Below are 15000 nucleotides of genomic sequence, written 5' to 3'. Positions count from 1 at the left end.
ACCTCGGCCTGCCGCGCAAGGACGGTCTGGAAGTGCTGCAGCAGCAGCACGGCGAACTGGCGCTGGACCCGGCTACCCACCAGGTCAGCCTGGCCGGGGCACCGGTCGACCTCGCGCCACGCGAGTACGCACTGCTGCGCCTGCTGCTAGAACAGCGCGGCAAGGTCCTGTCGCGCACCCGCCTGGTGGAGGCGCTGTACGGCTGGGACGGCGACCTGGAAAGCAACGCCATCGAAGTCCATATCCATCACCTGCGGCGCAAGCTGGGCAACGGCCTGATCCGTACCGTGCGCGGCATCGGCTACGGCATCGACCGCCCCGAAGGCGCCGCGCAATCTTGAGCGGCACCGTGCGCCGTGCCGGCTCCATCAGCCGCCGCCTGCTGCTGACGCTGATCGGCGGGGTCTCGCTGCTATGGCTGGTGGCGGGCCTGTTCACCTACCAGCTGACCCGCGAACAGGTGAATCGCCTCTACGACCAGGACATGATCGATTTCGGCCAGGCGGCCCTGAGCCTGGTCGACGTCGCCGACGCCATCGACCCGACCTCCAGCGACGCCATGGAAATCCTCGCGCGCAGCCGCAAGGCCATCGAAGGGCTGCCGCTGATCCGCCGCGAAGCCACGCTCGGCTATGCCATCTGGTACCGCGGCCAACCGCTGCTCGCCACCCGCACACCGCCCGCAGGCATAGAAGCGCAGCCGCCGGGCTTCTCCGACCTGTACAGCGGCGGCGTCAACTGGCGCGTCCTGCAGATGCACACGCCCGGCGCCGATGAAGTGCGCATCTGGGTCTTCGAGAACCTGCACTATCGCCACAAGACGCTGCACCTGCTGCTGTTCAGCGCGCTCTTCCCCTTGCTGCTGGCCTTGCCACTGTTCGGCGTGCTGGTGTGGTTCGGCGTGCGCCAGGGCCTCGCGCCGCTGCGCAGCCTGATCGAACAGGTGCACCAGCGCGGCGCCCACAGCCTGCATCCGCTGGCCCTGAGCCGGGCGCCGGTGGAGGTGCACAGCCTGGTCAACGAGCTGAACCTGCTGCTGGAACGCCTGAATCTGGCGCTGGAGGCCGAGCGCCGGCTGACCAGCGACGCCGCCCACGAAATCCGCACGCCACTGGCCAGCCTGCGCACCCACGCCCAGGTGGCGCTGCGCTCGTCCGATCCGGCGGCCCACGCCCACGGCCTGCAACAGGTCAGCCGCAGCGTCGAGCGGATCAGTGCCTTGATGGAGCAGATCCTGCTGCTGGCGCGGCTCGATGCCGAGGAACTGCACGAGATCTTCGCCCCCGTGGACCTGCGCCTGCTCGCCGAGGACGCCATCGCCGACCTCGCCCCGCAGGCCATCGACAAGCAGATCGAGCTGACCCTGGACAGCCAGGACGCCAACCTGCCGGGCGTCGCAGCCTGGCTCGGGGTGATGCTCGCCAACCTGGTCGGCAATGCCCTGCGCTACACCCCCGAAGGCGGCCGGGTGGCGGTCAGCCTGGACGCCGGGGTGGATCGCCTGGTCCTCTGGGTGCGCGACAACGGCCCCGGCGTGGCGCCAGCAGAGCAAGCGGCGATCTTCACCCGCTTCTACCGCAGCCCCAGCGTTGCCAGCAGCCACGGCAGCGGGTTGGGCCTGCCCATCGTCAAGCGCATCGTGGAGATCCACCACGGACGCATTTCCCTGCACGACGGGCTGGACGGCCGCGGCCTGGGCGTCTGCGTCGAACTCCCGACGACCGCTGGGCAAATACTCTGAACCCCGCTCAAAAATTCGCAGTCCACCCTGTACGGCCCGCCGCTGCGGACCGCCGACCATCGGTCAGACGTGACAGGAGAACTGCCATGAAACGCGCCGCTCTGCTCATTACCGCCGCCCTGCTGGCCTCGCCGGCTTTCGCTGACGATCTGTGCAGCACCAACCTGCAGAAAGTCGACGACGCGGTGAAAACCACCACCAACAACACGCAGGCCCAGGAACAGGCCATGCGCCTGCAGGAAAAGGCCGCCCAGGCCCAGGCCGCCGGCAACACCAAGGAATGCATCGCGCACACCGAGAAGGCCCTCAAGCTGCTCAAGGACAACGCCGGCGACGGCGGAGCCAACGGGTGATGCCCGACGCGGCGGCCGGCCGCCCGGTCGGTCGCCGCCCATAAGGCCCGCGAAGCCTGTGCCATTCGCAACGCGGTAGTTGATTTCCCACACGCCTCGCCCGCCTAAGATGGTGCGATTCCCGCCCCCAGGAAGCACAACCGGAATCGCCAATGCCCGTCACCCGCCTGCTCATTGCCAATCGTGGCGAGATCGCCATCCGCATCGCCCGCGCCGCCGCCGAGCTGGGCATCCAGACGCTGGCGATCTTTGCCGAGGACGATGCCACCTCGTTGCATACACGCCAGGCCGACCAGGCCGCCCCCCTCAAGGGACGCGGCGCCAGCGCCTACCTCGACCAGCAGCAGATCATCGACATCGCCGGGGCCCACGGCTGCGACGCCGTGCATCCGGGCTATGGCTTCCTCTCGGAGAACGCCGGATTCGCCCGCCGCTGCGAATCGGCCGGACTCACTTTCGTCGGTCCGTCGGCGCAAGTGCTCGACGTATTCGGTGACAAGGCCCGCGCCCGCGACCTCGCCCGTGACCACGGTGTAGCCCTCGCTGCCGGCAGCAACAGCGCCACCTCCTTGGACGATGCCGAACGCTTTTTCCGCGAACTGCCCTCCGGCGCCGGCATGATGATAAAAGCGCTCGCTGGTGGCGGCGGCCGCGGCATGCGCGCGGTACGAAGCCACGATGAAATCGCTGAAGCCTACGCCCGCTGCCAGTCCGAAGCCCGTGCGGCATTCGGCGATGACCGACTCTACGTCGAGCGCCTGATCCAGCGCGCTCGCCACATCGAGGTGCAGGTGATCGGCGACGGCCGCGTCGTCAGCCATCTGTGGGAACGCGACTGCACCCTGCAGCGGCGCAACCAGAAGCTGCTGGAGATTGCTCCCAGCCCCAACCTGCACCCACGCCTGCGCGGTGCCCTGCTCGCTGCCGCCGTGCGCCTGGCCGAAGCCGTGGACTATCGCGGACTGGGTACCTTCGAGTTCCTGCTCGACGAGGACAACGGCGACTTCGTATTCATGGAAGCCAACCCGCGCCTGCAGGTGGAGCACACGGTTACCGAGGCGGTCACCGGCATCGACCTGGTCCAGGCGCAGCTGCGCATCGCCGCCGGCGCCAGCCTCGCCGAACTGAACCTGACCCAGGCGGAGATTCCCGCGCCACGCGGGCATGCCCTGCAACTGCGGATCAACCTGGAAAACCTCGCGAGCGACGGCACACCCCACCTCGCCTGCGGCACGCTCAGCGCCTACGAGCCACCCAGCGGTCCCGGCCTGCGCGTCGATGGCTACGGCTACGCCGGCTATCGCAACAGCGCGGGCTACGACTCACTGCTGGCAAAGCTGATCGTCCACGGCAACGGCGGTTATCCACAGCTGGTTCAACGCGCCTACCGTGCCCTCTGCGAATTCCGTCTCGAGGGCGTGGCGAGCAACATCCCGCTGCTGCTAAACCTGCTGCGCCAGCCGGCCGTGGCGGAGAACCAGGTCACCACCCGGTACATCGAAGAACAGCTGCCCACGCTCCTGGGCGCACAGGAACATGCCCACCCGCACCGATTCTTCAGCCATGTCGGTGCGACTTCCGAGATCCATCGCGTCGTGGACGCACCGGCCGGCTGCATAGCGCTCGCCACACCGAGTGCGGGGGTACTGGTCAGCCTGAACGCGGCCACTGGTGACGCCGTCGCCCTGGGCCAGACCATCGCCGTGGTCGAAGCGATGAAGATGGAATTCGAGGTGAAGGCCAGCGCCAGCGGCATCGTCCACAGCCTCGCCGCCACACCGGGCGACAGCCTGGGTGACGGCGACGCGCTGCTGTTCGTGGAGCCGGCGGAGATTGAAGCGCAGGACGCTGAAAGCAGCGCCGCCATTGATCTCGACGCCATCCGCGCCGACCTCGCCGAAGTTCTCGAACGCCACGCCATCGGCCTCGACGAGCGCCGTCCGGACGCCGTCGCCAAGCGCCACAGGATCGGCAAGCGCACCACCCGCGAGAACCTTGCCGATCTGCTCGATGACGGCAGTTTCATCGAATACGGCGCGCTGGCCATCGCCGCCCAGCGCCGGCGCCGCAGCGTCGAGGAACTGATCGCCAGCAGCCCTGCCGACGGCCTGGTCAGCGGCCTGGGCAGCATCAACGCCGCGCAGTTCGGCGACGAGAAAGCCCGCTGCCTGGTGCTGGCCTACGACTACACCGTGTTCGCCGGCACCCAGGGCGTGATGAACCACAAGAAGACCGACCGCATGCTGCATCTGGCCGAGCAATGGCGTATCCCGCTGGTGCTTTACGCCGAAGGCGGCGGCGGACGCCCGGGCGACACCGATTTCGTCGGCGTGGCCGGGCTGGACAACATGAGCTTCGTCGGCCTGGCGCGGCTCTCCGGGCTGGTGCCGCTGGTGGGCGTGGTCTCCGGCCGCTGCTTCGCCGGCAACGCCGCGCTGCTGGGCTGCTGCGACGTGATCATCGCCACCCGCGATACCAGCCTGGGGATGGCGGGCCCGGCGATGATCGAGGGCGGCGGCCTGGGCAAGTTCGCCCCCGAGGAGGTCGGCCCCAGCGACGTGCAGAGTGCCAATGGGGTGATCGACGTACTGGTGGAGGACGAGACCGAAGCCACCCGCATCGCGCGCCAGTACCTCGCCTATTTCCAGGGCGACAGCGCCGACTGGCAGTGCGCCGACCAGCGCCTGCTGCGCCACGCAGTGCCGGAGAACCGCCTGCGCGTCTACGACATCCGCCAGGTCATCGAGCAACTGGCCGACAGCGGCTCGGTGCTGGAACTGCGCCGGCATTTCGCCGCGGGCATGATCACCGCGCTGGTGCGCATCGAAGGCAAACCCTTCGGCCTGATCGCCAACAACCCCATGCATCTGGGAGGTGCCATCGACGCCGAGGCAGGCGACAAGGCCGCGCGCTTCATGCAGTTGTGCGATGCCTTCGACCTGCCGATCATCTCACTGTGCGACACCCCCGGCTTCATGGTCGGCCCGGAGGCGGAAAAGACCGGCACCGTGCGCCACGTGTCGCGCATGTTCGTCACCGCCGCCAGCCTCACGGTGCCCTTCTTCACCGTCGTGCTGCGCAAGGGCTACGGCCTGGGCGCGCAAGCCATGGCCGCCGGCAGCTTCCACGCGGCGCTGTTCACCGTGGCCTGGCCCAGCGGCGAGTTCGGCGCCATGGGACTGGAAGGGGCAATCCGCCTCGGCTATGCCAAGGAACTGGCCGCTATCGAGGACCCGCAGGAGCGGCAGAAGCTGTTCGACAAGCTGGTCGCCGCCGCCTACCGCAACGGCAAGGGCCTGAACATGGCGAGCTACCTGGAGATAGACGATGTCATCGACCCGGCCGACACCCGCCGCTGGTTGTTGCGCGGCCTGGCATCGACGCCGAAGCCCGCACCGCGCCAGGGAAAAAAACGCCCATTGATCGATACCTGGTAGCGCAGGGTTGAGCTGCTCGCCCGATCCGCTAGAATGCGCGGCGTCATTGGGGAGTAGCCGACCGTTCGACGAACGGGGGCGACGTCAACACACTTGGCCCACAGGCCATGGCGTCGTCAGCGATACAGCCTGGCAAGACCTTTGACCACGAGATCTCCGCAACGGCCGGGGAGATGCGTGGTCATGGGTACTACACCGGCCGGGAGCTTCACCGTGATGCCCTACCCCACCCTTCGCTCCACCTGCCTGGAGCTGCGCGCATGCTGACCTTCCTCCTCGAGCTGCTCGGCATGCTGCTGGTGATCCTGATCGCCGCCGAACTCTTCACCAACGCCCTGGAACACCTTGGCGAACGCATGGGCATTTCCGAAGGCGTCACCGGCTCGCTGTTCGCCGCTGTCGGCACCGCCCTGCCGGAAACCCTGATCCCCCTGCTGGCGCTGTTCGCCGGCACCAGCAACGTCAATCTCAATGAAGAAGTCGGCGTCGGCGCGATCCTCGGCGCGCCGCTGATGCTCTCCACCCTGTCCACCTGCCTGATGGCCTGCTTCGCCTGGCGCACCCGCGGCCTGCTCGGGCGCATCCGCCCCGAACGCACCGGGTTGCAGCGCGACCTGAACTTCTTCCTGGTCGCGTTCTGCTTCGCCACCATCGCCATGTTCGTTCCCGTTGAACTGCGCTCCGTACGCATCGCCCTCAGCGTGCTGCTGGTGCTCACCTACGTCGGCTACATCACGCTGACCCTGCGCGCATCGCAAGGTCTGGTGGAAGACGGCCACGGTACCGAGGCCGACCACCACATGTACCTGTCGCGCATCGGCCTGCCGACCAACCTCGCCACCATCCTGCTGCAACTCCTGCTGGGCCTGGCGCTGCTGGTGCTGGGCGCCAAGGGCTTCATCCATGGCGTGGAAGGCCTGTCGCACATCCTGGGTATCTCCGCGCTGCTGCTGTCGCTGCTGATCATTCCCATCGCCACCGAGCTGCCGGAGAAGATCAACAGCATCCTCTGGGTGCGCCGCGGCAGGGACACCCTGGCCTTCGGCAACATCAGCGGCGCCATGGTGTTCCAAGGCACGTTGCTGCCCGCCATCGGCATCCTGCTCACGCCCTGGCAGCCGCGCATCGAAGTCCTCACCGGCGTGCTGGTGACCCTGGGGGCCGCGCTCTGGCTGCGGATCAACGCCCAGCGCAGCGGTGGCCTGCCCATCTGGGTATTCATGCTCAACGGCGCGCTGTACGCCGCCTATCTGGGTATCACCCTGTCGCGCTGACGCGGTCGGCTCATTGCCTACACTGACAGTCCGGGCTGCCGTTTCGGCGGCAGCCGCATGACTAGCGATACGCCGAAGGAGTGAGCATGAAAATCCTGGTAGTCCTGACCTCCCACGACCAGCTCGGCAGCACCGGCAAGAAAACCGGCTTCTGGCTCGAGGAGTTCGCCGCGCCCTATTACGTGTTCAAGGATGCCGGCGCCAGCCTGACGCTGGCCTCGCCCAAGGGCGGCCAACCGCCGCTCGATCCCAAGAGCGACGAGGAAGGCGCCCAGACCCCGGCCACACGGCGCTTCCGCGAGGACAGCGAAGCCCAGGCCGCTCTGGCCAACACGGTGAAGCTCAGCGAAGTGAAGGCCGATGACTACGACGCGGTGTTCTACCCCGGCGGCCACGGCCCGCTCTGGGACCTGGCCGAGGACCGCACCTCGGTGGCACTGATCGAAGCGTTCCACTCCAGCGGCAAGACCGTCTCCGCCGTCTGCCATGCTCCTGCCGTGTTCCGCCACCCGCGCGGGCTGGACGGCCAGCCGCTGGTGCAGGGCCGGCATGTCACCGGGTTCTCCAACAGCGAGGAGGAAGCCGTGGGCCTTACCGACGTGGTGCCCTTCCTGGTTCAGGACATGCTCAAGGCCAACGGAGCCCGCTACAGCAAGGGCCCGGACTGGCAGAGCCACGTCGAGGTCGACCGCGGCCTGATCACCGGGCAGAACCCCGCGTCCTCCGAGGCCGTGGCCGAAGCCGTGCTGAAATTCCTGGCCTGACAACACCTTGCGCCGCCCCGGGTGGCTATCGGGGCGGCTTTCCCGTACAATCGTCCGTGACCTTTCAAGGTTTTGGGGCCGATTAGGATTCGACGCCGGTAACAAAACTCGAGGGGCATGCCGAGTAGGTGACAGTTCTCGTAAATCAGCTGCCACAACTTTATAGTTGCCAACGACGACAACTACGCCCTAGCAGCCTAAGTGCCGCTAGCAGACCCTAGGGGATGCCTGTAAACCCGAAGATTAGGTCTGTCATATAGAACAGGATCGCCGCCAAGTTCGCTGTAGACGTAACGGCTAAAACTCATACAGCTCGCTCCAAGCGCCCTGCCACTCGGGCCGCGCGGAGTTAACTCAATAGAGATGGCTAAGCATGTAGAACCGACAGCGGAGAACTGGCGGACGGGGGTTCAAATCCCCCCGGCTCCACCAAACGCAAACAGCCTAAACCCTTGATTTTCCTAGTGAATTTCAAGGGTTTTTGCTTTCTAGGGCATGCCCTTGCCCAAAAATTGCCCTACCAGCTAACGGGTTCAGTCGAACCGCTTCGACCAGATGCTCAGGTGCGAGATGCGCATATCGCATGGTCATAGCAAGGCTGGAGTGCCCCAGAATCTTCTGTAGCGTGAGGATGTTCCCGCCCTTCTGCATGAACCGGCTCGCAAACGTATGCCGGAGCGCATGACTCGCCTGTCCTTTGGGTAACGCGATACCAGAACGATCAAGAGCACGCCGGAATGAAGTGATCGCCGGAGTGAACTGGCCGTGACGTTTCCAATGCTCGCGTAGGAACGCATCGAGGTCGGCAGAGATCGGAACAGACCTCACCCTCGAGGACTTCGTCTGCGAATAGGTCACGGTGCAGTCACGCAACCTTGCAGGCCGCAGGCCTTCCGCTTCAGACCATCGAGCGCCAGTGGCCAGACAAATCAGCACGATGGGCAGCACGTGCGGGTTATCGCAGCCACTACGAATGGCATCAAGCAGCTGATCAACCTCGCCATCATCGAGCCACGACAGCTCCCGTTCCTCTATACGGAAGGGCTTCACCAGCTCCAATGGATTGGCATAGAGGACCTCGCCAAGCCCTTTCAATTCGTTGTAGACCGCCCGCAGATACCCCAGCTCATTGTTCAGCGTCTTAGGCGACGTACCGGCTTCATTACGCACCCGACGATCATGCGCATACACCTGAGGCTTGAGCGTGGACGCCACAGGATCGCCCAGGCGAATAGCCAACGCATCGAGCTTGGAACGACGACGTTCACCGTCCTTCAGCATATGGCCATGAAGGTCATACCAGAGCGTAACCAGCTCAGAGAGTCGGCGACGATCCGGCCCCTTCTCGGCCCACTCCTTCGACTGCGCCGCTTTACCTTGGACGTGCGATTCAAAGCGCAACGCCTCCCCCTTCGTCTTGAAGGTCTTTCGGAACCGCTTCACCGGAGATACGCGGACGTCTACCTTCCACCGCCCATCATCTTGCTTCGTGACTGCCATCAGACGGCCCTCCCCCATCGAACGCTTCGCTCTTCAAGGAGGTCCTTCACGTGCTTATAAATCGCGTCCGCGTCCTTTCCCTTTGCGGCGTAGTGGTCGCGAATAACGGGCCAGCATTCCCATTCCTGAAGTCTGGCCATGGCCTTTTTTGCCCCAACGCGCTCCCGGGCCAGCAGTGAGATGAAATTCCCCATGAAGAGATCGACGTTCTTACCGGAGAAGCCGCGAGAGGTCTTGTAGTAGCGCTTGTAATGCGTCTGATCGAGCAGAGAGGGGACAGGCACCGATACCCTCACATCCATGCGAATCAGCGACCAGAAAGCATCGTAGACGCCCGGACGGGACAGCAGACGGAACAAGGACACACCATAGGACCAGAGGCCATCGAGATGGGGCACCAGATCGGCATAGGAATCGGTGGAAATGAAGTCACCGGTAGCCGTGCTAGCCGAGCCTTCTGCGAACTGCTGAACGACCGAGTGATGGAAACGAAGCTCTATGCGCCACACCGCCTGCTCGGGCTGATAGTTCGCCGGATCCTCGTCATCAAACGGATTGTCTGAACGCGACCAGACCGATTCCCAGTAGTCGAGCTTGTCGACGGCCTTCGCTTGCTCGGTTTTGTTGTAGATCGACAGCTGAATACCGTTGGCCGACCCAAACATGAACGTCTCGCCCCGACCGTACACAGACGCTTTAGCCGCCCACGACAGCTCACTGATGCCGCTGATTTCACGCTGAGCGCGAGCCTTGCAATGCATGCGTGTGGAGAGGTCAGCCGTCGGCACCCATCCCTGCACATCAAGCGCGAGGTGCACCGCGCATTGGTTGCGCTCCATATGAATCAGCACTTCACGCGCCAAGCTATCCATGAGCTTTTGAAGCTCATCGTGGGTCATGCTCTCGATGGTATGCGGACTGACTTCGATCTTGAGGTGAGGACCAATCGCGTCGAGCTTGCTATTGAAGTTCTTCACCAGCAGGACCAACCCGAGGTCGGCATTCTGGAGCTTGTACTGATACCCGCTATCACGGCCAACACGCCCCGAGTGCCAACGGAAACCAGCGAAATCCACCATGCCTGGCTCTTCAAACAGGCACAGCACGTCAGGGCGAACCATGCCCCGGTAGAGCTGGCGAACCGTATCCACGCCACAGCGCAGAATGCGCACGCCGGAAAGGTCCGTGAGCGCCGCAGAGATGGGATCAATGAAGAGCCGACCGCGCGGGTCTTCAAGCGCCGTTTCCACATCCAAACGAACCTGATCAACTGCCTTTTTCATATCCAGTCCTATCCACTTATGTCCATTCGAGCTAGCTAGTTTTCTGACGTGTTACAGGGACGTCAGCCCGGCCCCTTCCAATCCGTGGGCGCGTTTGCTTCGTGCCTCAGCAATTCGCGCCCACGGATCGAAAGGGACCCCAATTTCCTATCGAGGCACATAGTCAAACCCGCCGCCTGACTGGACATAAGTGGCGGACGAACCGGCATTCTTTGAACGCCAGGGGCGCGATGGATACTCGGAATCAGCCACAACGTTGACCTGTACTGCTGGGGTAGGGGCTGGCTCATCCAAGAGCCTTGTTGGCTGCGCAGGAGCCTGCGCGGCGGCTTGCTGAGCCTGCTGGCCACGACCGGACTTCCATGGATCGAACATCCCTTCTTTGATATTCGCTAAGCAGGCTTGCTGCCCCATGGAGATGGGCGTTCCCTGCTGCGTGAAACATCGACACGGACCAGTTTGGAAACGTATACATCCAGCGATCCGCGGGAAGTCTGTAGGCCGGGTTAGCTGGTCATAGACCGGAGCCGTCCAAGGCATGCCGGGGATGCGTGGCTGCATCGTATCGAGCGACCAAACAACTCCATCCCCCGAAACAGCCTTACCCACACTGGAGGCAATTCCTGCTGACTCTTTAGGCGTAGGATTGACCTGCGAGGATTCAATCTCCTTAGGCTTATTTTGATCGCCATTCTGCTCAAGCTTGCTTAAGTAAGCCTTTGCCACAATAACACCACCGATCAACATAACTAGCGCAAATACAGCTATAGCAATCAACTTCCACGGAGGACGAGGCTTATGTGTGTCCAACACAGTAGACGTAAATAGCTCAAACACCTTCGGATTAGCAGAAACAATAGAAGCCTGAGAGTCCCGCTTAGCCGTTTTCGACTCAGGATCGTTCTGCACCGTTTCCCAAGTACGCCTAGATGACTTGGACATATTCCAAGGACGGTTGTAGTGAATATGCCGCTGACACAGCTTGCGCACGAAGGGATCAAGGAAAAGCGGACTCTGAGTGGTAAAAATGAAATCCATACCGTAATGGCGATGGCGGGCAAACTCGCGAATCCACTCAGGAACCTCCTTACCACTCCGAGCCCCCAAATAATCCTGCACCTCATCGACAAAGATCACAGAACCTTCCGGAAGCTCCCGCCAGCCCTTCAAGTCTGGAATCTCGGTTACACCATGCTTTTCCGCATCGAAGCCCTTGATAGGCGTGCAAAACTTCGGGCGACCTTGATATTCCTTATCGTGCAGGAACTTCCAAAGCTCATTAGAAGTTTTCCCGGCTCCGGGCTTACCGGTGACTAGCGTCTGCATGATTAACCTCCTTTCGCCGCCGACTTGGAGAATGCCGCTTTAGCAGCGACCATGCCCAAGAGAACGCCATAAGCGCTAAAGATGATCGATACCGCATCCTGCACGCCCATAAACTGAAGAAACCCGAGAAACTCAGCAGAACCGGAAAGCTGCTCGATGATCTTTCCCTGTAGCCAATTGAGAATCGGCTGAACAGCAGTTTCTGAGAACACGACCACACCCAGCGCCGCGAGAAGACGCGGCAAGAAGTAAGTGCCAGCCGCAATAATTGCTTGAACAAGAACGCCCCACATATTGAGCCTCCTTATATTCCACGCGAAACAATACGGGCCGCAGCCAGATAGGCCATGGCAATCAATGCATAACGAAGCAACACAAGATAAGGGCAGATCTTAGAAAGCGGCAGAGTGAATGTAGCGCCAAATACCTCTAACGACTTATCCGCTAAGCACTGACCACCGTATTGATTGCCGGTGGCTTTAGCTTGGAAGTCAGCGAATAGCCCGGATGCCTTATCGTCCAGCTCATCCTGCAATGCATCAACCTTGCTTATTTCAGCAGCCTTATCCTGCTCAAACTTCGACTTCTCTTCATCAGAAGGCTCAGCCATCAATTCGCAAGTGTCTTTGTGTTGCTGCTGGAGAATGGCGCACATAACCGCATCACCATCGCACTGAATAGGCGCATCACACTTCTTACCGCCGCCATCCGTAGAGCCACCTTCACAGGCCTTAGGGTCGGTCGCTGGGTCGCAGTTAGTCGTGTCGTCACCCTTGCCGCCGTTCCCGCCGCCACCCGTACCACTAGAGCCACTACAGGAATCCCCCTTACATGTAGTCTGTGAATTACTACCAGTAACCTCACCCGCCGCATTCTTAGTCGTAGTCGTTGTAGTGGTAGTAGTAGTCACTTTGCAATCGGAGTACTTTCCCGAACAGTCGTACTTCGTCGCAACATCAGTTTTAGTAGAAGTAGTAGAGCCGTCCGAATTAGCCTTTGTATCAACCTTAGTTGATATATCTATACCGTTTGCAGTGGGAGCCTTACCCACACACTGAAAGGTACCATTTACATCCCCGCAGCTTTGCTGCCCTGGCTCACCACTGAACTGGCGAGAATCGCAAACCTTTCGCCCTTCAGCATCTGTAGTGTAATTACACTGTTTATTTTCTTCAGTTTTAGGCAAATCCGGGAGCTTACAGTTAGCAGGGTCTACGCAGTAACCAGAATTAGCCCCTTCAGGATCGGCAACCTGAAGCCCGCCCGCATCAGACAAAACCCTTCCGGTGAAAGTAACGGAGGCGAGACAAGTGCCTTCGTTCTTTGGCATACAAACCCCCGTACCATTACTATTAGAGCAAGCCGGAGGAGGCATTACACAAGTCGACGATATCTGTATATCCAACTCGCAACCAAGAGCGTTCTTGTAATCCGTATCGGCCGCAGGACTGGTGCCATCGGTATTAAACCTAACTCTAATCTTCTTATATTGAGTACCATAAGAAGCCATGTACTTACACATTGCAGGCCTATCCGCATCCGTTAACGGGACACAACCACCATCCGAAGCTTTGATATAAGCAACCCCACCCGGACCCTTTTGATCACTACAAACTTGTCCAGCCTTAGGATCGGGCAGATCACAACGCCCAGTCGTTGCGTTATAGATGGTTCCAGCGGCACAGCCATCGCCGTAACGAGCAATAGCAAACTGGCTAGAGCTTGCCGTAACACCCGAAGAGTTCTTAATCTGAATAACGCAACCGTATGAACCCTTCGCTGCATCGGTTAACGTGAAAGAAATAATAACCCCTGTCGCGGTCCAAGCCCCTGGAGCCCAAGCTCCGGGTATGCCATCACACACAGCACGAGCACTTGGGAAATAGGTATTAACGAAAGCTGACGAAAGGCTACCCGACGGGGCAACTCGCCAAGAATAATCAGCCGCAAAGACCTCCCCAGAAAGCGCCACGGACCAAAGGCAAAGTGCCAACACCCTCAATATCGACATAACTTTCATATCAAACTCCGGGCAACAAAAAGCCCGGCCCGCTTGCGCGAAACCGGGCTTAGTTGATGGTGCGTTGCTTACAGAGCAGTGCGCACGTACTTGTAGGTCTTGACGACGATAACCACGCCGAGAGCAGCCGACGCAACAGCAGCGACGGCCACAACACATGCAGCCAGCTTGGCGAGGATCGGCGCGGTATCAACATCATCAGCAGCGAACGAAGTCGCCGCCATGGTCAGACCGCCGATCACCATACCGGCACGCACCGGAAGGGACTTCAGACCAGCTTTCAGCATCTCTTTTTTGCTTTGATACTTGATCACGATGGTTTTCCTTTGCAGAGGTTAGAGGTCCATCGCTTCAGCGATTTTCTTATACGAAAACACAATGGCCCAAACCAGCAGACCGAAGTGCATTCCATAATCGATCACTTGCGATAGCGATAAACCCGTTGCCGCAGATACCCCGTTGAACATCTGCGCCATTTCGTTAGTTGTGTAGGTGTAAACAGTCCCGGCACAGCTCAGAACCCCGCCCGCAACCGTCCACTCCCCATCACAACCAACGAAATTCATTTGGCCGCCACCTGACATGCTTGAACGACCCCAGTCATTGCCTGGGTAAACGCCCCGTCCATTTCGCGACCTACGCCATAGATAGAGAGCATCGAGGCCAAAAGGCCCATGGCGAACCCAAGAAACAGGCAGAAGGCCGGGCTATAGAAGGGCTCGCGAATCCCCAACATCGCGAGCCGTGCGAGGCGATACCAGAGAGGCCGTTTCATCGCTTATCAGGCCTTAGCCGGCTCACCAGCGGGCTTGCTAGCCTGCTGGGTTTGCGGTTGCTGAGCGCGCTGAGCACCCACCGCCGCGATGTGGATCACTTCGTTTTTGACGGACTGTTTACCGCCCCGATCCGTCTCGATGGTGAACTGCACCACCTGACCCAGCTTGAACTGCTGGCCGGATTCGAAGACCTCGCGAGCCACCTCGGACTTGATATTCATCTGCTGCACCGAGGCGATGTGCTCGGTCTTGCCGTCCGGCTCCTCACCGATGAACACCTTGCCGTATGCAACACCGTTCACCTCGATGTACTGAGTGCCGAGAATCGGGGCTTCCATGGTCATGCGTGCCATATCGTGTTTCTCCATTGCAGTTACGCTCTCTGAGCGCTTCGGTTGTTTTCCCCATACAGCCCTGCATCCCTCGATGCCCGTCTGCTGACTGGGGTTTTCTTCTCGCGAAGTCATTGCTGCCTGCGTTTCTTAAGAGCCAGATCAAAAGCCCCCTCGGGCTTAGCTCTGGGCAG

14 protein-coding genes, 1 other RNA gene and 1 riboswitch are annotated in these 15000 nt (G+C 61.3%); of the genes, 7 read left to right on the top strand and 8 right to left on the bottom strand.

From position 1 onward, the window contains the following. From ACCC94_RS05600 to ssrA, 7 genes are all read left to right on the top strand, one after another. On the top strand, nucleotides 1-341 hold a 341-nt coding region (locus tag ACCC94_RS05600), incomplete at its 5' end, for a winged helix-turn-helix domain-containing protein (RefSeq protein WP_413348395.1). Then, nucleotides 338-1741: a sensor histidine kinase gene (locus ACCC94_RS05595; protein ID WP_413348394.1), complete on the top strand. Its 1404-nt coding sequence runs from the start codon at nucleotides 338-340 to the stop codon at nucleotides 1739-1741. The genes ACCC94_RS05600 and ACCC94_RS05595, both read left to right, overlap by 4 nt. An 86-nt stretch (nucleotides 1742-1827) precedes the next feature. Then, complete coding sequence (locus ACCC94_RS05590) at nucleotides 1828-2094, top strand: hypothetical protein (protein WP_024764813.1); 267 nt, start codon at nucleotides 1828-1830, stop codon at nucleotides 2092-2094. Between the two features lie 152 nt (nucleotides 2095-2246). Further along, the gene (locus ACCC94_RS05585; protein WP_413348393.1) at nucleotides 2247-5531 is read left to right on the top strand and encodes a carboxyl transferase domain-containing protein; all 3285 of its coding nucleotides are present in this window, start codon (nucleotides 2247-2249) and stop codon (nucleotides 5529-5531) included. Between the two features lie 36 nt (nucleotides 5532-5567). After that, nucleotides 5568-5734, top strand: a riboswitch (yybP-ykoY riboswitch). A 57-nt stretch (nucleotides 5735-5791) separates the two neighbouring features. Continuing rightward, a complete protein-coding gene (locus tag ACCC94_RS05580; protein WP_413348392.1) occupies nucleotides 5792-6805 on the top strand; it encodes a sodium:calcium antiporter in 1014 nt (337 codons plus the stop codon). Between the two features lie 86 nt (nucleotides 6806-6891). Beyond that, complete coding sequence (locus tag ACCC94_RS05575) at nucleotides 6892-7569, top strand: type 1 glutamine amidotransferase domain-containing protein (RefSeq protein ID WP_413348391.1); 678 nt, start codon at nucleotides 6892-6894, stop codon at nucleotides 7567-7569. A gap of 74 nt (nucleotides 7570-7643) precedes the next feature. Next, nucleotides 7644-8001: a transfer-messenger RNA gene (gene ssrA, locus ACCC94_RS05570) on the top strand. 39 nt (nucleotides 8002-8040) lie between these two features. Here the strand turns inward: ssrA and ACCC94_RS05565 are convergent. The 8 genes from ACCC94_RS05565 to ACCC94_RS05530 all read right to left on the bottom strand — a co-directional run bounded on the left by ACCC94_RS05565 (nucleotide 8041) and on the right by ACCC94_RS05530 (nucleotide 14827). Beyond that, nucleotides 8041-9069 carry a tyrosine-type recombinase/integrase gene (locus ACCC94_RS05565; protein WP_413348390.1) on the bottom strand — a complete coding sequence of 343 codons (1029 nt, stop codon included), beginning with the start codon at nucleotides 9067-9069 and terminating at the stop codon, nucleotides 8041-8043. After that, nucleotides 9069-10352, bottom strand: a complete 1284-nt coding sequence (locus tag ACCC94_RS05560) for a hypothetical protein (RefSeq protein WP_413348389.1) — start codon at nucleotides 10350-10352, stop codon at nucleotides 9069-9071. The genes ACCC94_RS05565 and ACCC94_RS05560 overlap by 1 nt, the downstream gene beginning before the upstream one ends. A 147-nt stretch (nucleotides 10353-10499) precedes the next feature. Next, nucleotides 10500-11678: a zonular occludens toxin domain-containing protein gene (locus tag ACCC94_RS05555; protein WP_413348388.1), complete on the bottom strand. Its 1179-nt coding sequence runs from the start codon at nucleotides 11676-11678 to the stop codon at nucleotides 10500-10502. Nucleotides 11679-11680: 2 nt separating this feature from the next. After that, entirely contained in the window at nucleotides 11681-11971 is a 291-nt protein-coding gene (locus ACCC94_RS05550) for a DUF2523 family protein (RefSeq protein WP_413348387.1), read from the bottom strand. A gap of 11 nt (nucleotides 11972-11982) precedes the next feature. Continuing rightward, nucleotides 11983-13698 (bottom strand): virulence factor TspB C-terminal domain-related protein, encoded by a 1716-nt coding sequence (locus tag ACCC94_RS05545; RefSeq protein ID WP_413348386.1) that lies wholly within the window; start codon nucleotides 13696-13698, stop codon nucleotides 11983-11985. Between the two features lie 68 nt (nucleotides 13699-13766). Further along, entirely contained in the window at nucleotides 13767-14012 is a 246-nt protein-coding gene (locus ACCC94_RS05540; RefSeq protein ID WP_413348385.1) for a major capsid protein, read from the bottom strand. A gap of 21 nt (nucleotides 14013-14033) precedes the next feature. Next, nucleotides 14034-14264, bottom strand: a complete 231-nt coding sequence (locus tag ACCC94_RS05535; RefSeq protein ID WP_413348384.1) for a hypothetical protein — start codon at nucleotides 14262-14264, stop codon at nucleotides 14034-14036. A 215-nt stretch (nucleotides 14265-14479) separates the two neighbouring features. Continuing rightward, nucleotides 14480-14827 carry a hypothetical protein gene (locus ACCC94_RS05530; protein ID WP_413348383.1) on the bottom strand — a complete coding sequence of 116 codons (348 nt, stop codon included), beginning with the start codon at nucleotides 14825-14827 and terminating at the stop codon, nucleotides 14480-14482. Nucleotides 14828-15000: the final 173 nt, after the last annotated feature.

The organism is Pseudomonas sp. Pseusp97, from assembly GCF_047304025.1.
Lineage (GTDB): Bacteria > Pseudomonadota > Gammaproteobacteria > Pseudomonadales > Pseudomonadaceae > Pseudomonas.
Note: the sequence above shows the minus strand (reverse complement) of the source record. Positions and strands in the feature narration are given on the sequence as shown.

Coding starts and splice junctions, on each gene's coding strand:
- ACCC94_RS05590 (WP_024764813.1), top strand. CDS start 1,828: ATGAAACGCGCCGCTCTGCTCATTACCGCCGCCCTGCTGGCCTCGCCG.
- ACCC94_RS05585 (WP_413348393.1), top strand. CDS start 2,247: ATGCCCGTCACCCGCCTGCTCATTGCCAATCGTGGCGAGATCGCCATC.
- ACCC94_RS05580 (WP_413348392.1), top strand. CDS start 5,792: ATGCTGACCTTCCTCCTCGAGCTGCTCGGCATGCTGCTGGTGATCCTG.
- ACCC94_RS05575 (WP_413348391.1), top strand. CDS start 6,892: ATGAAAATCCTGGTAGTCCTGACCTCCCACGACCAGCTCGGCAGCACC.
- ACCC94_RS05565 (WP_413348390.1), bottom strand. CDS start 9,069: ATGGCAGTCACGAAGCAAGATGATGGGCGGTGGAAGGTAGACGTCCGC.
- ACCC94_RS05560 (WP_413348389.1), bottom strand. CDS start 10,352: ATGAAAAAGGCAGTTGATCAGGTTCGTTTGGATGTGGAAACGGCGCTT.
- ACCC94_RS05555 (WP_413348388.1), bottom strand. CDS start 11,678: ATGCAGACGCTAGTCACCGGTAAGCCCGGAGCCGGGAAAACTTCTAAT.
- ACCC94_RS05550 (WP_413348387.1), bottom strand. CDS start 11,971: ATGTGGGGCGTTCTTGTTCAAGCAATTATTGCGGCTGGCACTTACTTC.
- ACCC94_RS05545 (WP_413348386.1), bottom strand. CDS start 13,698: ATGAAAGTTATGTCGATATTGAGGGTGTTGGCACTTTGCCTTTGGTCC.
- ACCC94_RS05535 (WP_413348384.1), bottom strand. CDS start 14,264: ATGAATTTCGTTGGTTGTGATGGGGAGTGGACGGTTGCGGGCGGGGTT.
- ACCC94_RS05530 (WP_413348383.1), bottom strand. CDS start 14,827: ATGGCACGCATGACCATGGAAGCCCCGATTCTCGGCACTCAGTACATC.